16 protein-coding genes and 1 riboswitch are annotated in these 17,825 nt (G+C 46.2%); of the genes, 9 read left to right on the top strand and 7 right to left on the bottom strand.

The window, feature by feature from the left end:
• Positions 1-30: 30 nt before the first annotated feature.
• Positions 31-1,263 carry a tyrosine--tRNA ligase gene (tyrS, locus tag OSCIL6407_RS0117875; RefSeq protein WP_007358033.1) on the bottom strand — a complete coding sequence of 411 codons (1,233 nt, stop codon included), beginning with the start codon at positions 1,261-1,263 and terminating at the stop codon, positions 31-33.
• A gap of 288 nt (positions 1,264-1,551) precedes the next feature.
• Between tyrS and OSCIL6407_RS0117870 the strand changes: the two genes are divergently transcribed.
• Positions 1,552-3,477 carry a transglycosylase domain-containing protein gene (locus OSCIL6407_RS0117870; protein ID WP_007358031.1) on the top strand — a complete coding sequence of 642 codons (1,926 nt, stop codon included), beginning with the start codon at positions 1,552-1,554 and terminating at the stop codon, positions 3,475-3,477.
• Here OSCIL6407_RS0117870 and OSCIL6407_RS0117865 read toward each other — a convergent pair.
• On the bottom strand, positions 3,474-3,797 hold the full coding sequence (locus OSCIL6407_RS0117865; RefSeq protein WP_007358030.1) for a DUF1825 family protein: 324 nt from the start codon (positions 3,795-3,797) through the stop codon (positions 3,474-3,476). The genes OSCIL6407_RS0117870 and OSCIL6407_RS0117865 overlap by 4 nt on opposite strands.
• Positions 3,798-4,119: 322 nt before the next feature.
• The gene (lepB, locus tag OSCIL6407_RS0117860; RefSeq protein ID WP_007353500.1) at positions 4,120-4,710 is read right to left on the bottom strand and encodes a signal peptidase I; all 591 of its coding nucleotides are present in this window, start codon (positions 4,708-4,710) and stop codon (positions 4,120-4,122) included.
• A gap of 195 nt (positions 4,711-4,905) precedes the next feature.
• Here lepB and OSCIL6407_RS0117855 point away from each other — a divergent pair, with 195 nt between their 5' ends.
• Complete coding sequence (locus OSCIL6407_RS0117855; protein WP_007353499.1) at positions 4,906-5,886, top strand: XDD3 family exosortase-dependent surface protein; 981 nt, start codon at positions 4,906-4,908, stop codon at positions 5,884-5,886.
• Positions 5,887-6,107: 221 nt separating this feature from the next.
• Here the strand turns inward: OSCIL6407_RS0117855 and OSCIL6407_RS0117850 are convergent, their stop codons facing one another.
• Entirely contained in the window at positions 6,108-8,579 is a 2,472-nt protein-coding gene (locus OSCIL6407_RS0117850; protein ID WP_007353377.1) for an ATP-dependent Clp protease ATP-binding subunit, read from the bottom strand.
• A 491-nt stretch (positions 8,580-9,070) separates the two neighbouring features.
• Here OSCIL6407_RS0117850 and OSCIL6407_RS0117845 point away from each other — a divergent pair, with 491 nt between their 5' ends.
• Positions 9,071-10,081: a hypothetical protein gene (locus OSCIL6407_RS0117845; RefSeq protein ID WP_007353378.1), complete on the top strand. Its 1,011-nt coding sequence runs from the start codon at positions 9,071-9,073 to the stop codon at positions 10,079-10,081.
• Here OSCIL6407_RS0117845 and rimI read toward each other — a convergent pair.
• The gene (rimI, locus tag OSCIL6407_RS0117840; RefSeq protein WP_019487510.1) at positions 10,078-10,782 is read right to left on the bottom strand and encodes a ribosomal protein S18-alanine N-acetyltransferase; all 705 of its coding nucleotides are present in this window, start codon (positions 10,780-10,782) and stop codon (positions 10,078-10,080) included. The genes OSCIL6407_RS0117845 and rimI overlap by 4 nt on opposite strands.
• A 156-nt stretch (positions 10,783-10,938) precedes the next feature.
• On the opposite strand from rimI, the gene lysA reads away from it, so the two are divergent.
• The 3 genes from lysA to OSCIL6407_RS0117825 all read left to right on the top strand — a co-directional run bounded on the left by lysA (position 10,939) and on the right by OSCIL6407_RS0117825 (position 14,172).
• On the top strand, positions 10,939-12,351 hold the full coding sequence (gene lysA, locus OSCIL6407_RS0117835; protein WP_007357260.1) for a diaminopimelate decarboxylase: 1,413 nt from the start codon (positions 10,939-10,941) through the stop codon (positions 12,349-12,351).
• Positions 12,352-12,420: 69 nt separating this feature from the next.
• Complete coding sequence (cdaA, locus tag OSCIL6407_RS0117830) at positions 12,421-13,362, top strand: diadenylate cyclase CdaA (RefSeq protein WP_007357261.1); 942 nt, start codon at positions 12,421-12,423, stop codon at positions 13,360-13,362.
• 60 nt (positions 13,363-13,422) lie between these two features.
• Entirely contained in the window at positions 13,423-14,172 is a 750-nt protein-coding gene (locus tag OSCIL6407_RS0117825) for an isoprenyl transferase (RefSeq protein ID WP_007357262.1), read from the top strand.
• Between the two features lie 126 nt (positions 14,173-14,298).
• Here OSCIL6407_RS0117825 and OSCIL6407_RS0117820 read toward each other — a convergent pair whose 3' ends face one another.
• Entirely contained in the window at positions 14,299-14,676 is a 378-nt protein-coding gene (locus OSCIL6407_RS0117820; protein WP_007357263.1) for a DUF4278 domain-containing protein, read from the bottom strand.
• 37 nt (positions 14,677-14,713) lie between these two features.
• A riboswitch (Glutamine riboswitch) is annotated at positions 14,714-14,790 on the bottom strand.
• 314 nt (positions 14,791-15,104) lie between these two features.
• On the opposite strand from OSCIL6407_RS0117820, the gene OSCIL6407_RS35450 reads away from it, so the two are divergent.
• Positions 15,105-15,245: a hypothetical protein gene (locus tag OSCIL6407_RS35450; RefSeq protein WP_155523406.1), complete on the top strand. Its 141-nt coding sequence runs from the start codon at positions 15,105-15,107 to the stop codon at positions 15,243-15,245.
• Between the two features lie 6 nt (positions 15,246-15,251).
• Here OSCIL6407_RS35450 and OSCIL6407_RS37850 read toward each other — a convergent pair whose 3' ends face one another.
• Positions 15,252-15,374, bottom strand: a complete 123-nt coding sequence (locus tag OSCIL6407_RS37850; protein ID WP_267879554.1) for a hypothetical protein — start codon at positions 15,372-15,374, stop codon at positions 15,252-15,254.
• 148 nt (positions 15,375-15,522) lie between these two features.
• Between OSCIL6407_RS37850 and OSCIL6407_RS0117810 the strand changes: the two genes are divergently transcribed.
• Positions 15,523-16,284 carry a DNA-3-methyladenine glycosylase gene (locus OSCIL6407_RS0117810; protein WP_007353393.1) on the top strand — a complete coding sequence of 254 codons (762 nt, stop codon included), beginning with the start codon at positions 15,523-15,525 and terminating at the stop codon, positions 16,282-16,284.
• A 193-nt stretch (positions 16,285-16,477) separates the two neighbouring features.
• The gene (locus OSCIL6407_RS0117805) at positions 16,478-17,620 is read left to right on the top strand and encodes a histidinol-phosphate transaminase (protein WP_007353392.1); all 1,143 of its coding nucleotides are present in this window, start codon (positions 16,478-16,480) and stop codon (positions 17,618-17,620) included.
• The last annotated feature ends 205 nt before the right edge of the window (positions 17,621-17,825 follow it).

Raw genomic sequence — 17,825 nt, 5'->3', positions numbered from 1 at the left:
CCGCCAGGATGGCGGCGTTACGGATTTTTTTTAAGGAACTAAGCGGACAAACTTATTTTTCCCCACCTGCAAAACCTTATCCTGTAAATCAGCAGGCGACTCAAAAGCAAGATTAACATCAGAAACGCGATCGCCATCCAACTTTACCCCATTTTCTTGAATCTTCCGCCGAGCTTCATTACTACTGGCACACAAACCGCTAGCACTCAGAATATAAAACAACTTCGCGGGAAACTTGACCTCTCCCACAGAAAATTCCGGCACAGCATCAGCTTGTGTAGTATCACCTTGACCAATAGTCATCGCCGTTTGCCGCGCTTGAATAGCAGTCTCCTCATCGTAATATTGTTTTACAACATCAAAGGCTAACAATTGCTGTCTTTGTCGCGGATCTGGCGGCAATTCATTCAATGGCAAATCTGTCAATAGCTCAAAATATTGCTCTAACAAATTATCGGGAACCCGTTGCAATTTTTGGTACATCAAACTCGGATGTTCCGACAAACCCACATAATTGTTCAGAGACTTCGACATCTTCTGAATACCATCAGTCCCGATCAAAATCGGCGTTAGCATCCCAAACTGCGGCCTAATCCGAAAATGGCGCTGCAAATCTCGCCCCACCGCCAGATTAAACTTTTGGTCAGTCCCCCCCAACTCCACATCAGCCTCTACTGCCACAGAATCATAACCTTGCATCAACGGGTAAAGGAACTCATGCAGATAAATCGGAGTCCCCTGTTCCAATCGGGTGTCAAAGCCCTCCTTGGCGAGCATCTGCCCCACCGTCATCGTCGCCAATAGTTCCAAAATTTTTGTCAAGTCAAGCTTAGACAGCCACTCCGAGTTATAGCGAATTTCCAACCGTCCAGGGGTATCAAAATCTAAAATCGGACGCACTTGGTCAATGTAAGTTTGGGCATTTTGAGCCACATCCTCCGGTGTTAGCTGGCGGCGGGCCTCAGATTTCCCTGTCGGATCGCCAATTCTTGCGGTAAAATCACCGATGATTAAGACTGCTGTATGACCCGCATCCTGAAAAGCACGAAGTTTGCGAACAGGGATGCTGTGTCCTAAGTGAATGTCGGCTCCAGTAGGATCGATACCTAATTTAATCCGCAAAGGTCGGTCTGTAGTTGCCAGTCGTTGGATTAAATTCTCATCAGGGTTCTCAGAATCAGGCTGATTGGGGAAAATCTCGCTGATGCCCCGCAGCAGTCGCGAAAAATCGGAAGTTAGAGTTGAAGTTTGATTAGAAGACATATTTTGCAAAGGCGGGGTGGAATTCGTTAAACTCACTGGATTAATGCTTACAGAACTTAAGCACTCACTACCATTTTCTATGATTACGATCCTGACGGCTGGCTGGCCCTACCCAAGGTCGCGATCGCAAAGGTTGATTTTTAGTGAGTAACGCTTAAGTTCTAGCTTAAAACACACGACTATCAAGTTAATATAATCCCAAAGCTCTGTTGCCAGCAGAAGGCGCAAGCGCCTCTCTCCCCAAATCTCAAATCTTAAATCTCAAATCGAGTGAGGAAGTGAACTGAAGTGTCAACCAACGCTATCCAAAATAACCAGCGGGAAAACTCGGCTCCCGTCTTTGAGTTCGTTCAGTCAGTTAGTAAAGTAACAGCAGGAACCATACTCGGCATCACGATGCTTGCCAGTTCGGTAGTAGCTGGCGGACTGGTTGGTTTAGCGATCAGCTTCCGCAACCTCCCAGACGTTCGCATCCTGCAAAGCTACTCTCCCACAGAAACGAGCCATATTTATGACATCACTGGCAAACCGATAGCTAGTATCCACGATGAGGCTAACCGAGATGTCGTACCCCTCAACAAAATTTCGCCCCACTTGAAGCGAGCAGTCTTAGCGATCGAAGACAGTAATTTTTTCACCCACAAAGGTATTAACCCTGGTGGTATTGCGCGTGCATTTTTGGTCAACTTGGAGCGAGGCAAAACCGTTGAAGGCGGCTCGACGATGACGATGCAGCTAGTGAAAAACCTGTTTTTGTCTCCTCGGCGCGAATTTAGCCGCAAAATAGCTGAGGCTGTGATGGCCATCCGCTTAGAGCAAATTCTTAAGAAAGATCAGATTTTAGATCTGTATTTGAATCAGGTTTACTGGGGCCACAATTTGTACGGGGTAGAAACTGCTGCTCAAAGTTATTTTGGCAAGTCGTCTGCGGACTTAACCTTGGCAGAAGGGGCGATGATGGCGGGTTTGATTTCAGCTCCCGAAGAGTACAGCCCTTTTGTTAAATATGAGGTGGCTAAAGAGCGGCAGCTCATTGTTTTAAATCGGATGAAGGAGCTTAAATGGATTACGGCAGAAGAAGAAAGTGCCGCTCGTAAGCAACCGATTAAGTTGGGAAAGATTACTTCGTTTAGCAAGAGTCAGGTTCCTTACGTAACCGAAGCAGTGGTAGATGAGCTGACTAAGCGGTTCGGTCGAGATGCAGTTCTCAAGGGGGGGATGCGGGTTCAGACGACGATCGATTTGAAACTCCAGCGTCTAGCTGAATCTACGGTGAAGGAATCCCACGAACGTCTTTATAATTACGGAATTTATCGCGATTACGATCAAGGTCAAATTGCTCTGGTGGCTGTCGATCCCCGCACTCACTTCGTTAAGGCAATGGCGGGTGGCGTAGATTACAAGAAAAGCCAATACAACCGCGCCATTCAAGCTCGGCGACAACCTGGTTCTGCCTTTAAGCCTTTCGTTTACTATACTGCTTTTGCCTCTGGCAAATATGCCCCTGATTCTGTTGTCTACGATAGTCCAGTTAGCTACCGCGATGGTGACGGTTACTACTCTCCGCAAAACTACGGCGGCGGCGGATTTTCTGGTGCTGTCAGTATTCGCAGAGCTTTAGAGGTATCGTTAAATGTGCCGGCGATCAAGATTGGTCAGGCAGTCGGACTGAATAAAGTAATTGAAGTTTGCCGGATTCTGGGTATTAAGAGTCCGATGGAACCTGTAATTTCTCTGCCTTTGGGTGCTGTTGACTTGACTCCTTTGGAAATGGCTGGGGCTTTTGCTACCTTTGCTAATAATGGTTGGCAATCGGACACTACTTTTATTGCTCAAGTAACTGACAGCAGCGGCAACGTTTTGCTGGACAACACACCCAAACCTAAGCTAGTTCTTGACCCTTGGGCCGCTGCTTCTCTCAATAATGTGCTGCAAGGGGTGATTAACCAAGGAACGGCAACAGCAGCCAGGATCGGGCGGCCCGCAGCCGGCAAAACTGGGACTACATCTTCGGAGCGCGATATCTGGTTTGTCGGTTACGTACCGCAGTTAGCCGTTGCGGTTTGGGTGGGCAATGACGATTACAGACCTTTGAGCTACGGTGCTACGGGCGGTACAATGGTAGCTCCAGTTTGGCGCGATTTTATGAGCCAAGCTTTGCAGAATGTACCAGTAGAAAACTTTCGGCCCGCTTCTGACTTTGAGCGGCCCTAGACTTGTTTTTCTAGTTCTGACTTCATCCGCTCCAGCGTTGAGTGCATTTGCTCAAACATTTGCTGGGGCGTTACCCCAAATTGACCCAATTGTGTCTTTAACTGTTCTACTGTCATCTGAGCCATGAAGTCCTCTGAAAGCTCAAACCGTTTCATAAAGATGCGGTAACGATCCATCATGGCTTCCATCTGGGAGATGAACATCTTTTTACCTTCACGGTCAAATTTGCCGTAGTTGCTACCCAGTTTGATCAGGGATTGATAATCCTCAAACAACTGCTTGGCTTCTTGCTGAACTATTTCTGAATCAAAAAATCCCATTGTCGTCCTATTTTTTGATATTTAACTGCTTTTATTTTATAGCGATTTTCAGTTGCATGAGAACAGGTAATTGCTAATTGCTAATTGCTAATTGCTACTTGCTAATTGCTAATTGCTAATTTAGAGCAGTACCTACCCAATTGAAAACTGCTATAAGTGGGTCTTCCCACAGGGCTTGGTACTATTTTATCAGTCAGCGCCAAAACTCCCTACCTCATCAGAGGTAGGGATTCAGTAGCAATATCCGTACACGGAAAGCGGGAGACTTGGAGATTTGGAGACTTCGAGAGTGGGTTCGATTTAATTTCCCCCATCTCCCCACTTACAGGAGTCCACCGCGATCGAGGGGCCAAAAGCGAAACACGGCACGACCGATGATATTTTCTTTTGGTAAGAATCCCCACTTGCTAGAGTCGTTGCTATCGTTACGGTTGTCTCCCATGACAAAGTAAGTATTTTCTGGGACGATCTCTGGCCCCCACTCATACTCTGGTGGCTCGGCAATATAGTTTTCCTGAAGCGGCTTGTTGTTGAGATAGACTTTACCATCGCGGACGGCAACTGTTTGGCCTGGGGAGCCGATCGCTCGTTTAATAAAGGCCTGATCTTTGGTAAAACCTTTCTTTTGCAACTGTTTAGGAGGGCTAAACACGATAATGTCACCTGTTACTGGTTGATGAAAATAGTAAGAAACTTTTTCAACTACGAGGCGATCGCCTATCTGCAAAGTTGGCACCATTGAATCTGAAGGTATGTAGCGGGGCTCAGCGACAAAAGCCCGAATAAACAGGGCTAACAATAGTGCGATCGCCACGATCTGAATATTTTCCTTCTGCGATCGCCACAGTCTAGACCACCAAGCACTAGGAACATTGCCTACAATTTCTGTCTTTAAACTCTTTTCCTTAATCATTTACTTCTCCAATACCTTCTCCATCTAGTTTACCTTTAACCTTTCAGTATTAGTACGTAGAATACTCGATAAAAACCTCTATCAATCTTCACTGTATATTTATCAAAAAATATGCGATCGCCTCTAGAACCTTTATCAAGGGTTATATAAGATTGTCACTATAAGGGCAAGAAAAGACGCAAGAGGTTAAACGCTATGAAAATTCGCAATCTTTCCACATTAATCGGTGTCACTGCTGCTGCTGTCTGCGTCAGCTTAATAACCGGACAAGCCGCTCAAGCTCAGGTACTCGGCTCCAACTGGACTTATACGATGGATTCCTTCGCAGACGGCAATGATGGCAATGACGGCGTTGGTAAAAATAGTAATTATGAAATGTACGGCATGGCAATGAAGGCAAATGACGGCATCATTTCCATAGCCTTTAATGCTAATCTTGCTCTGGCTGGGCAAGCTTATAGCGGAGCCGCAGACGGAAATATTGGCTGGGGCGACATCCTCTTCAACTTCACAGGCAAGAGTTTAAAAGACGCTAGCGCAACTGGATCGTTGTTTGGTATCCGCTTTGCTGGTACGAATGACTCTGGCGCTGCAACCACCGGTGTCTACAGTGGTGTCACGGCACAGAGCGTAACTCAGCAAAATTCTGGATTCACTACCTTCGATGAATACCAGAGTTGGGTTAACAACAATGCTCCAAATACAAATACTGGCACCACAGGAGGAGCAATAGGCTATGGCGGTGCAACTGTAGCTGAAGCTAAGAGCTATTTAACTAATGCAAATGGTGTCAGCCAAGACACAAACTACGGTCAGCTAAATGCCATTGCTAGCGGAACTAAAGTAGGTGATATTAACTTCCTGGGAGTTAGTGAAATTGCTTCTCTGGCTAGTGGTTTCGCTGGCTTAGGCGGTGTTGGCAAGTATACTGTAGGATTTAGCTTCAGCCAAAGCTTGCTAGGTCAATTTATGAACCCAGCTAATGCAGTTATCACTTTGTTAGAAGAATGTACTAACGATGGAATGATGCTGACGGCAACATTGCCTTCTACAGAAGATCCTGTCACCCCTGGCGAACCCGTACCTGAACCTGCCACGATGCTCGGTTTAGCTTTGGGTGGCTTAGGTTTAGTGAAAGCTAAAATGAAGCAGCGCCGCGCTGATGCAAACGCATAGAAAGTTAACGGTTAACAGTTAACAGTTAACTGTTAACTAATATCATGTCCAAATTACTTACTATGTGTCATTGTTCGCTGTGCGAAGCAATCGCAAGCTGTTGGTATTGCTTCGCTTCCCTCGCAATGAAAGTATAAAAAAACGGTAGAGAATTATATTCTCTACCGTTTTTTTATCTGAGTTCTTCCCCCAATTTCAAGCAAGAAGAAACAGCAGATTTACTATTCAGCAACTTGAGGTAAAAGTTCCCGTTTTTTACCTTGGAGGACTTTCACCTGACCATCATCGTCAACATCAACAACGGCACTATCACCGTCTTTAATTCGACCAGAAAGGATTTCCTCAGCTAGTACGTCCTCTAACAAACGCATAATTGCGCGGCGTAGAGGTCTTGCACCGTAACTTTGGTTATAACCTTCTTTGACAAGGCGCTCTTTAAAAGCCTCAGTCACATCGAGGGTAATACCCTTTTCTGTCAAGCGACCAAATACCTCGTTGAGCATAATCACCGCGATTTCTTTGATTTCGTCCATGATCAATTGACGGAAGACGATAATCTCATCGAGACGATTGAGGAATTCTGGGCGGAAGTAGCGCTTGAGTTCTTCGTTCACTAAGGAGCGAATGCGGTTGTACTGGGCATCTGCTTGGTTATCTGCAAACTCGAAACCAATGCCTGTACCGCCTTTCTCAATTACCGTCGAACCGATGTTTGAGGTCATAATCAGCAGCGTATTCTTGAAGTCTACGGTGCGACCTTTGGCATCTGTTAACCGCCCATCTTCTAATATTTGCAGGAGCATATTGAAGACATCGGGGTGGGCTTTTTCGATTTCATCGAACAGCACCACTGTGTATGGACGGCGACGGACTGCTTCTGTTAATTGACCGCCTTCGTTGTAGCCGACGTATCCGGGAGGCGAACCGATTAATTTGGAAACAGTATGACGTTCCATGTATTCGGACATATCGAGTCGAATCATGGCTTCTTCGGAACCGAAGAAGTAGGAGGCGAGAGCTTTGGTAAGTTCGGTTTTACCAACGCCGGTGGGGCCGGAGAAGATGAAACTGGCGATCGGGCGGTTGGGGTTTTTCAAGCCTACCCGCGCGCGACGAATGGCGCGAGAGACGGCTTTGACTGCTTCTTCTTGACCGATGAGCCGCTGATGGAGGGTGTCTTCCATGTGCAGCAGTTTTTCGGATTCGGATTCGGTGAGTTTATTGACGGGTACGCCTGTCCAACTTGCCACGATTTGGGCAATGTCTTCTTCGGTGACGTTAGGGGAAACGTCTGTATCGCTCTTGCCTTCGGTTTTTTTGGTCTGGGAGATGGCGCGAATTTCGGCTTTGATTTCCATTTCGCGATCGCGCAGTTCCCCAGCTTTGTCAAAATCTTGAGAGCGTACTGCTTCGTCTTTTTCCTTGAGAACTTGACGCAATTCTTTGTCTAGTTCTTTGGCGGCGGGGGGCAGTTGAGAACTTAGCAAACGGACGCGGGAACCTGCTTCGTCTACTAGATCGATCGCTTTATCAGGTAAGTAGCGATCGCTAATATATCGATCTGAAAGTTTGGCTGCTGCTTCTAAGGCAGAATCCAAGATTTTGAGTTTGTGGTGCTGTTCGTAACGTTCCCGCAAGCCGAACAATATTTCTATTGTTTCTTCAACTGTCGGTTCGCCTACCATTACTGGCTGAAAACGTCGCTCTAAGGCAGCATCGCGCTCGATATGTTTGCGGTATTCATCGAGGGTTGTAGCTCCGATGCACTGCAATTCTCCTCTAGCTAAGGCTGGTTTCAGAATATTAGCAGCATCGATCGCACCTTCGGCAGCACCGGCACCAATCAGGGTGTGTACTTCGTCTATGACTAGGATGACGTTACCCGCTGAGCGAATTTCGTCCATGATTTTTTTGAGGCGTTCTTCAAATTCGCCTCGGTACTTAGTACCTGCTACCAGTAAGCCAATGTCCAGAGTGACTACGCGCTTGTCTTCGAGGATATCTGGGATATCATTATTGGCGATGCGTTGGGCTAAACCTTCTGCGATCGCAGTTTTACCTACCCCTGGTTCCCCAATCAACACGGGGTTATTTTTAGTCCGCCGTCCTAAAATTTGGATTACCCGTTCGATTTCTTTCTGTCGTCCCACCACTGGGTCGAGTTTGCCATCAACGGCCATCTGGGTAAGGTTAGCTCCAAATTCGTCCAGAGTTGGTGTCTTCGTGCGACCCGTTGAACTACCGGCTGTCACCTCAGCGGTTTCGCCCAGCATTCGGATCACTTGGGTGCGGACTTTCGAGAGGTCTACCCCCAGATTTTCCAGCACTCTAGCAGCTACTCCTTCGCCTTCCCGGATTAGACCTAAAAGCAAGTGTTCGGTGCCGATATAGTTGTGTCCGAGTTGACGAGCTTCTTCTAGGGATAATTCTAGAACTCGCTTCGCACGAGGGGTGAAAGGAATTTCCACCGCTACGAAGCCAGAACCCCGACCAATAATCTTTTCAACTTCGATCCGAGCATCTTTGAGGTTGACACCCATCGATTTGAGCACCTTCGCCGCAACCCCTGTGCCTTCGCCAATTAGGCCCAAGAGAATCTGTTCAGTACCCACAAAATTATGCCCCAGGCGGCGAGCTTCCTCCTGGGCGAGCATGATCACTTTTATGGCTTTTTCTGTGAAGCGTTCAAACATTGCTATCTCCCATCACCTGCTATATGCCCATTTTGAGGTCACGCCAGCCTGCGCGATAAAACGCACATTCGAGAGTGAACTCGACGCTGAGTTATGGGGCGTGACACTTTCAACCGCTCTGCCGTTGAGGCTACGGTTGAGCTTCTAGGCTACCGTTACAGGGTGGCTTTCAACTGGGAAGGCCCAGATGGTGGCTGACCTACAACCTCCCCTAGACTGCAAGAAGATTAATCTTCTCGATCTGTGCCCAGCCTACTACTACGTATTGATGGATTGTAGCACAACCCTATCTAGTGTCATCGGGTTGAAGAGCAAGTAGGGCCGAAGTCTTCGGGCGAATAATTTAAGGGCTTACGCAACTGGCACATGGTGGGGATCGCGATCGCCAGCCCCCTCAAGATCCGAACAATAGATTTGCCCCATAGCTTAAGTTGGCGATAAAATATTTATTAAGTAGTCAAATTAATTATACTAACAAGCTGTAAAAAATCATGGAAATATTAAAAGAAATTGGTGAAAAATTGTACAAAAGAATTGTCGGCTATGGGAGGATACTGTGGGGTATCGGTGTTGTTATTGCGTTATGGGGTTGGGTAATATATACCTATTTATCTCCTATAAGTGTATATAATTTGTCTAAATACTACAAGAAAAAACGTCCAGATATTTTGACTCTTGAAGTGATTTGTCCAAGCGAAGATCCGCAAAATCCTAATCGTCTTACCATAATGGAAGAGCACTCATTTCAAAAAAATATTTTTTCCGGCGATTTGGTTCGCTTCCCTATTCTCTGTTTTAATAACAAAGTAGTTTCTCGATCTTTAGCAGGTAGAATTTCTCCTAAACTATTAGATATGGGTTTGCCGATTAACCCAAGCGATCGCGCCAAACTAGAAATTAAAACTTTTTATGACGATGTATCCAGAAAAAACTGGATCAACTGGACAATCTATGTAAATCCATCTGAGTTTAGTCGAGGGGAATATGAGCAAATTCTCTGCTGTTATGAAGCACATCGCGAACAAATAGATTCTACACTAAAAAATTCTAAAGTTATTCCCTGGTGGGTTTGGAAATCACAATACGCTAGAAGCTTTGGCTTTGATTATCGTACCCAACGTATTGCTCATATTGTTTATGGAGCCATGCCTCAACCTCAAGTCTTCTCACCTCAAAAAATCTCTACAGGCTACCTAGACAATGGCGAATGGATTCCTATTTCTAGTGAAACTTTGACCATTTACAACAATGGGGAATGGCAAATTGAAATTGGTCGCAAATATCCCAAAAGTGAGTGGGGCCATCATACTATTGGTAGGGGAAAGGTAACATTTACCGATACGGAGAAGGTATTTGATGTTGAGTATCTGAGTTTTCCTGCTATGGAATCTATTAAAGATGTCAGCGTTCGTGAATATTTTACTGCTCTTACTGATAGTGAAGGTAAGAAATTGACGGATTTTTATCAACTTGGCAATATTCCATCTAAATTCAAGAATTAAACTTCTTGCAAAAGATAGGTGAGGCGATCGCGAATTTCCCCCTCCCATTTAGCTAAATCCTGCTCAAATTCTGGCTTTTGAAGACCACCTAGCCATAGGATCAAAGCATCTTCCCCACTATCTTGATAATAGCCGCGTCTACGTCCCGCCTCCTGAAAACCGAACTTCTGATAAAGAGATATCGCCGCCAAATTAGACGATCGCACTTCCAAAGTAGCCCACTCCAGTTTTCGCTGATGAGCTGACTTTAGCAAAGCATAAAGCAAAGCTTGCCCAAAACCCTGACCTTGATAGTCAGGATGAATAGCCAAAATCGTAATATGAGCCTCCTCTAAAATTGACCAAAGACAGGCGATACCAATTAGGGAGGGATGGGGAGGATGGGGAGGATGGGGAGGATGGGGGGGATGGGGAGGATGGGGGGGATGGGGAGGAGATGAAATAAAGGGGTGGATGGGATATTTATTGGCTAAACCCGGATGTACAGAAGAATCATCTCCCTCATCTCCCCCATCTCCCCCATCTCCCCCATCCTCCACCATCTTCCACAAACCCAACAAATCGCTATTAGAACTGTCTAGCTCTCGGCGGTAGCCTTCCAAAGTCCAAATTCCGCCGAAACAAAGCTGGTCGAGTTCGACGGCTGCTGGCAGGTGTTCTGGTGCAAGATGTTTAATTTCTATCAAAGGCACAGCGGTCAATTGTACACTAGAAAATAAACTAGGGCTTAACCCTCTTAAGTAACAAATCCTTCCTAGTCTAGGTCATTTAGCCTCTAGTCCCCAGTCTATATCTCGCGGCTAATGATTAATGACTAATGACTAACGACTAATGGCCAAAAACACTTAATTATCACGATGGTATCAATTCAATCTGTTGAAGTTCAAAATTCTGGACTTCAGTATCTACCTGACTCTAAAAATACCCCCCAGACTCGTTCGCCGAATCAGGAACTTTTACCGCTGACAGCTAGAGTTAACAGTCAAGATCGCTTGGAGATCGGGGGTTGCGATGTAGTTAACCTGGTTGAGCAATTTGGTTCGCCGATCTATATTTTAGACGAAGTGACATTGCGAACGGCTTGTCGCCAGTACCGGGAAGCCTTAAAACGTTACTATCCGGGTGAGTCTCAGGTACTTTACGCTTCTAAGGCGTGGAGTTGTATGGCGGTTTGTGCGATCGCATCCTCCGAAGGCTTAGGTATCGACGTGGTATCTGGGGGCGAAATCTTTACTGCTCTCCAAGCTGGCGTTAGTCCTAACAAACTCTACTTTCACGGTAACAATAAATCTCGCAGCGAACTAGAACTAGCGATCGAAAGCGGCTGTACTATCGTCGCCGATAACTGGCTAGAATTATCAACTCTGGTTGAAATTCTAGAAAATAGAGCAACCCAACCAGTGCGCGTCATGCTGCGGTTTACTCCAGGGATCGAATGTCACACACATGAGTACATTCGCACAGGCCACCTGGATAGCAAATTTGGGTTCGATCCCAACGATCTCGATCGAGTCTTTGCCTTCCTGAGCAAACAACCCTCATTATCCTGTATTGGCTTACACGCTCACATCGGTTCGCAGATTTTTGAACTCCAACCCCACGAAGATTTAGCAGGAGTCATCGCCGAAGCATTCGTCAAAGCAAGTCACTACGGCCTACCTGTGGGAGAACTCAACGTTGGCGGTGGCTTAGGCATCAGCTATACTGAAGCGGACGATCCTCCCAGTATCGAAGCTTGGGTCAAAGTAATTGGCGAATCGGTAGCAGCAGCTTGCCAAAAGCTGGAAATACCTTTACCGAAATTACTTTGCGAACCAGGGCGATCGCTGATTGGTTCAGCTTGCGTCACCGCTTACACAGTTGGCTCCAAAAAAGTCATTCCCGGAATGCGGACTTATCTAGCTGTAGATGGCGGGATGTCAGACAACCCGCGTCCGATTACCTACCAATCAGTATATCGAGTAGTCGCAGCCAACCAAATGTCTGCTCCTTTAACAGAAACAGTAACAATTGCTGGCAAACACTGCGAATCAGGCGATATTGTAATTAAAAATGCTCAGTTGCCAGTATCAAAACCGGGAGATGTCCTGGTCGTAATGGCGACAGGTGCTTACAATTACAGCATGGCCTCTAACTATAATCGGTTGCCTCGACCAACAGCCGTTTTAGTCAGAGATGGGGAAGCAAACGTTATCATACAGCGTGAAACTTACCAAGACTTACTGAGGCAAGACCGCTTGCCCGAAAGACTCGTCAAACAAGTGGAATAAAAGACGGTTCATGTTTCATGGTTCATGCTTCATGGTTCAAGGTTCATGGCTAGCAGCGAACTATGAACCATGAACAATCAACAATCTAGTTTTGACATTAACAGTGCGGGCTTTTTGCAATATCCCCCTGTATCTTTTTTAATTCACGGGCTGGATCTCGGATTGGTCTTTGCCCTAGCGTACATGGTGCTTGTCATTATTGGAGAACGCCGGACGCTATGGATGGTACGGGGGTTTATTGTTCTGATGTTAGCTACAGCGGTAAGTAACTGGGCTGGGTTGAGGTTGCTGCACATTGCCCTCAACAGCTTAGTCACTGGTTCCGCTGTGGCAATGGCAGTGATCTTGCAATCAGAATTTCGCAGATTGCTGGAACAATTGGGTCGGGGTGAAATTCTGCAATTGTTTGGCCCAGGTCGCAGGTCTATTCCTGAGCCTGATAGTGTGATTGATGAAATTGTGGACGCAGTTAAAGAACTTTCACAAAATCGTACTGGAGCTTTACTCATCCTTGAAACTGACTCTCCGATTGACGAGCGGGATTTTTCAGTACCAGGTGTAAAGCTGAATGCTGAAGTTTCAAAAGAACTTTTGCAGACTATCTTTCAGCCAAAAACTTTGCTCCACGACGGGGCGACTCTGATTAGAGGTTCTCGAATTGTGGCGGCGGGGGTAATCTTGCCGCTGTCGGAGCGTACTGCGTCGCGGCAGTTGGGAACTCGTCACCGAGCGGCGATGGGCATTACAGAGCGAGTGCAAGCTTGCATTTGTGTGGTTGTCTCTGAGGAAACGGGTTCTATTTCTTTGGCTCAGATGGGAAATTTAAACCGACCTTTGACGAGTAGCAAACTCAAGGAGTTGCTAGAGGCAAAGCTTAACCCCTCTGAGGGAGAGGGAGTAGCGCCGCCAATCCCTATAGGCAATCTGGGACGGCAGATAGGCTTGAGGGCATCGGCTATGATTTCGCGGATATTACGCCGTCCTCCACCAAGTAATCGCGATAAAAATTGAGGCAGTTAACAGTTAACAGTTAACAGTTAACCAGAATAGGTTTCCACCTCGGAATTATATATGAGTGCAAAGTTAAGCGTTTTACAAGAGTTGCCTGCTGACCTCGATCGGGAAAGATTGCCCAAGCACGTAGCAGTGATTATGGATGGGAATGGCCGCTGGGCTAAGCGTCAGGGGTTGCCTCGAATTGCGGGTCACAGTCGGGGAGCGAGTACGCTGAAGGAGTTGCTACGGTGCTGCAAGGATTGGGGCATTGAAGCGTTAACTACCTATGCTTTTTCGACTGAGAATTGGGGCAGACCTTTGGAAGAGGTAGACTTTTTGATGAGTTTATTTGAGGGGAAGCTGCGCCAAGAATTGCGGGAGATGGTGCAGGAGGGGGTAAAAATTAAGTTTATGGGAAATTTACAGGCTTTGCCGAAGTCTTTGCAGGCAGAAATTGAACGTTCTGTGGCTGAAACTGAGCAAAATCAGGGAATTCGGTTTACTGTGGCGACGAATTATGGAGGGCGTGAGGAGATTGTGCAGGCGGCTCGTGCGATCGCGTCTCAGGTGAAGTTGGGGCAGTTGCAACCGGAGGAGATTGATGAGGCTTTATTTAAACGCTATCTCTATACGGCTGATGTTTGCGATCCCGATTTGTTAATCCGCACGAGTGGAGAAATGCGGTTGTCAAATTTTATGCTTTGGCAGATTGCTTATGCGGAAATTTATATTACTGATACTTTGTGGCCTGATTTTGACCGCAAAGAGTTTCATCGGGCTCTCTATGCTTACCAACAAAGGAATCGCAGATTTGGGAAAGTTTGAATGAAGAAAGAAGAGAGAGATGGGGAGGATAGGAGATGAGGAATTTTTAAGTTTTTCAACTCAAAACTCAATACTCAAAACTCCCAATCCTCCCCTCTCTCTCTTCCTTCTTACAAACAGGTGTGATTAACCTTGGTGGTAGGATTCTGAAGGGGTGATATTTAATCCAACTTCAGCGGCTAAACGGCTCAGCATTGATTGATGGCGCTTCTTAGCAGCGCGATCGCGATCCATCATCAAGGAGCGAGCTTGTTCTGAAATAGGCATAACTGGTGTCGGATCTGTTTGGTCAACTGCTGCTTGACTCTCTACGATCGCACTTGGGTTATTGGAATAAGTTACACCGCGATAGGTCAAGTTTACGCTCGGTTGCAACAGTGGAGCTTTCTTAAGATTGCGGAACCGCCAATCTAAACCCCGATACTTGCCGCCGATGTTACCTTCAACGGTTTCAACTACGGGAGGAGTGTATTCGTAACTAATTCCGCGATATGTGAGTTTCATGGTCTTCGCCTCTTCTGTCAATAGTGTGGTGAACTGAGGCGCGTTCCTTCGGGAGTTGTCCCTACTTCCGTCTCGTTCGCCTCTATAAAACTAGAGGCAATTAAGATGAACGATTTATTTTTTCTTTCTGTATTCATTGTTACTGTTTTTTCGGCAAATGTCAAGTTTGTAATAAAACTTAACTATTTAGACGAAGAAGGGGCTAGGGGCTAGGGGCTAGGGACTAGGGGAAGAGAGGGGGAGAGGGGGAGAGGGGGAAGATGCGGGAGATGGGGGAGATGGGTAATTAGCAATTAGCCATTAGCAATTAGCCATTAGGACTTACGCTCAGGGCTCCAGAAACCGGGTTTTTGAGCTCATCGGTGGGTAAAAACGAAGTATTTTCGTCAAAAAACCCGGTTTCTTTGGTTGGGTGCCAAAGTCCTGTAATGGCTAATTACCCACCCTCCCCATCCTCCCCATCTCCCCCATCCTCCCCATCCTCCCCCATCCTCCCCACCCTCCCCATCTCCCCCATCCTCCCCATCTCCCCCATCCTCCCCATCTCCCCCTCTCCCCTTCTTCCCTAGCCCCTTCTAATGAGCAGAGCCGTTACCGTGATAGTTGTCGCTGTCATAAAATCCATTTTTCGTACCGAAGAACAGACAACCCAGGGTAAAAACAACGGTCAAGGCTGCTAGAACTAACTTGATATCCATAACTGAGCTTCCTCTGTTTGATGATGGAGACTGTTATCCTTGTCTTTCAACAAGATCCAACGAGCGTGGCTTTCCCTCAGCCAGAGGGCAAGTTTTCACGCTCCTACTGGCTACTGAATTCTAACCGTCCTTGAGTGAAACTTGGAAGATGAGCAAACAAAAAAAAATAGCGATCGCCCCTAAAGTGGTAGATGCTATCCTGCCCCTAGAAGGGAAGAATGCTCGCGACGCGATCGACTCTCAAAACGCTGAGATTGTAGACTCTTCTTGGCTGGCGCGTTCATCTCCTAATGTTGCGCCTGATTTAGTGGGTTGTACTCTTGTACGGCGTTTTCCTAATGGTGAAATAGTTCGAGGTGCGATCGTGGAAACAGAAGCTTACGCACCTGGAGATCCAGCTTGTCATGCTTACCTGCGTCGTACTCCTCGCAACGAGGCGATGTTTAGGCCAGCGGGCACAATATATATATACTTGATTTATGGTATGTACCACTGTCTCAATATTGTGACAGATCTGGAAGGGGTTGGTAGTGCTGTGTTGATTCGAGCTTTACAATTAGAGTCAGTTCCAGAGGCGGATGGACAATTGAAGGGTGATACCTCAGCTTTACGACTTCCTGATGCCGGAGCTCCGCGACTGCGCGATGCCGGAGACCGGCGACTTCGCGATCGCATTGCTGCTGGCCCTGGGAAACTTTGCCGCGTACTTGAGATTAATTCTAGTTTAAATGGTCTGGCTTTGCGTCCGGGAGAACCCCTGTGGTTAGAGCATCGGAGTCCAGAATTTCAAGAAGCTGTAGATGGAGGTGCGATCGCAATTGTGCAAACCACGCGGATCGGTATTTCTAAAGGTGCTGATTTGCCTTGGCGGTGGTATATAGCAAATTGTGCAGCAGTGTCTAAGCTTTAAGTAAGGGCAACCTGGGATTTGTAGTATGATTAATTGTTGATTACAGATTGAGAATTATCAACAGGACTTAAGCACTTCGAGTAAAGAAACTGGTTTTTTTACGAAAATACTTCGTTAGAGCCAGCAGATTTTGTAAAAAAATCGGTTTCTGAACCTATGAGCGTAAGTTCTAAGTAAAATAAACGTTTGTGTTATGCTCCCATTTATCCGCCAAGATTTAGCACAACTTACTGCCTATACCCCTCATCCTGGTGGCACTTCAGGAGAACCAGCGGAGTCGGAGATTTCCCTCGATCGCTTGGATACTAATGAATGTCCCTATGATTTGCCTGATGAGTTAAAACAAAAGCTAGCTTGGAATTTCCAGCAGCTAATTGAGGCTAATCGCTATCCTGATGGTGGTCATGCGGCACTCAAAGGTGCGATCGCAGAATACGTCAATGAATCAGTTGACCCCATTCAAAATTCCTTAATTACGATAGATAATATCTCCGTTGGTAATGGTTCTGACGAATTAATTCGCTCATTGCTGATTGCTACTTGTCTGCGGGGGGAAGGTTCGATTTTTGTGGCCGATCCGACCTTTTCAATGTATGCTATCCTTGCCCAAACTCTCGGTATTCCTGTTGTGAGTGTAGGGCGAAATGAAGCAAATTTTGAAATTGATTTAGCGGCGGCTCAAGCAATAATTAAACAAACCCAAAATCCTCCCGTGCGGGTAGTTTTTGTAGTTCATCCTAATTCCCCTACTGCCAATGCTTTAACGCCAAATGAGTTAGACTGGCTGCGAAGTTTACCAGACAATATTTTGGTAGTCATTGATGAAGCTTATTTTGAATTTAGCCAAACTACTCTTGCTGGTGAATTGCGGCAACATCCTAATTGGATAATTTTGCGAACATTTTCTAAGGCATTTCGGTTAGCTTCTATGAGGGTAGGATATGCGATCGCACATCCCGAAGTTATAGCCACCCTCGAAAAAATCCGTTTGCCTTACAATCTCCCCACTTTCTCTCAAATTGCTGCTCAATTTGCTTTGGCCGGGAGGCAGTTATTGCAGTCATCAATTCCCGAAACCTTAGCTGAGCGAAGCAAGTTAATTACAACTCTTGGTAAACACCCAAAATTACAAGTATGGCCAAGTGCAGCTAACTTTATTTACCTCCGGCTCAAAGGCGATGGCTCTAACTGTTTAGACGAACAGCATCACAATTTGATGCTGCAACTTAAAGCGCAAGGGACTTTAATTAGGCACACAGGTGGAGGTTTGCGAGTTACTGTCGGTACTCCCGCAGAAAATCAGCGGACTATGGAGCGACTCGCAGCAGTCCTTTAAAAGATACTATTCGCGATCGCATGGTTTTCCTCTCCAATCCATTAGCGATCGCCACGATCTATAGTCATACATTTTTCGACAAAAGTAAAAATACAGCATTTGTGGAATTACCCGACCTTAAAATTCTAGAGACAAGCTGTGGCAACTGCTTTAAATCCTTAGCAATTGGAGCTTTTAGCCATGTTAATGCTTTTACCCTGGTTTC

It is taken from the genome of Kamptonema formosum PCC 6407, from assembly GCF_000332155.1.
GTDB classification, from domain to species: domain Bacteria; phylum Cyanobacteriota; class Cyanobacteriia; order Cyanobacteriales; family Microcoleaceae; genus Kamptonema; species Kamptonema formosum.
This window is presented reverse-complemented; position numbering and strand designations above follow the sequence as displayed.

What these genes read in the sequence shown, in the direction of transcription:
- OSCIL6407_RS37850 (WP_267879554.1), bottom strand. Translation starts at nt 15,374, where the DNA reads ATGGATATCAAGTTAGTTCTAGCAGCCTTGACCGTTGTTTTTACCCTG.
- OSCIL6407_RS0117855 (WP_007353499.1), top strand. Translation starts at nt 4,906, where the DNA reads ATGAAAATTCGCAATCTTTCCACATTAATCGGTGTCACTGCTGCTGCT.
- OSCIL6407_RS0117825 (WP_007357262.1), top strand. Translation starts at nt 13,423, where the DNA reads ATGAGTGCAAAGTTAAGCGTTTTACAAGAGTTGCCTGCTGACCTCGAT.
- OSCIL6407_RS0117845 (WP_007353378.1), top strand. Translation starts at nt 9,071, where the DNA reads ATGGAAATATTAAAAGAAATTGGTGAAAAATTGTACAAAAGAATTGTC.
- OSCIL6407_RS0117820 (WP_007357263.1), bottom strand. Translation starts at nt 14,676, where the DNA reads ATGAAACTCACATATCGCGGAATTAGTTACGAATACACTCCTCCCGTA.
- OSCIL6407_RS0117865 (WP_007358030.1), bottom strand. Translation starts at nt 3,797, where the DNA reads ATGGGATTTTTTGATTCAGAAATAGTTCAGCAAGAAGCCAAGCAGTTG.
- OSCIL6407_RS0117850 (WP_007353377.1), bottom strand. Translation starts at nt 8,579, where the DNA reads ATGTTTGAACGCTTCACAGAAAAAGCCATAAAAGTGATCATGCTCGCC.
- lysA (WP_007357260.1), top strand. Translation starts at nt 10,939, where the DNA reads ATGGTATCAATTCAATCTGTTGAAGTTCAAAATTCTGGACTTCAGTAT.
- OSCIL6407_RS0117810 (WP_007353393.1), top strand. Translation starts at nt 15,523, where the DNA reads ATGAGCAAACAAAAAAAAATAGCGATCGCCCCTAAAGTGGTAGATGCT.
- cdaA (WP_007357261.1), top strand. Translation starts at nt 12,421, where the DNA reads ATGAACAATCAACAATCTAGTTTTGACATTAACAGTGCGGGCTTTTTG.
- OSCIL6407_RS35450 (WP_155523406.1), top strand. Translation starts at nt 15,105, where the DNA reads ATGGCTAATTACCCACCCTCCCCATCCTCCCCATCTCCCCCATCCTCC.
- tyrS (WP_007358033.1), bottom strand. Translation starts at nt 1,263, where the DNA reads ATGTCTTCTAATCAAACTTCAACTCTAACTTCCGATTTTTCGCGACTG.
- lepB (WP_007353500.1), bottom strand. Translation starts at nt 4,710, where the DNA reads ATGATTAAGGAAAAGAGTTTAAAGACAGAAATTGTAGGCAATGTTCCT.
- OSCIL6407_RS0117805 (WP_007353392.1), top strand. Translation starts at nt 16,478, where the DNA reads ATGCTCCCATTTATCCGCCAAGATTTAGCACAACTTACTGCCTATACC.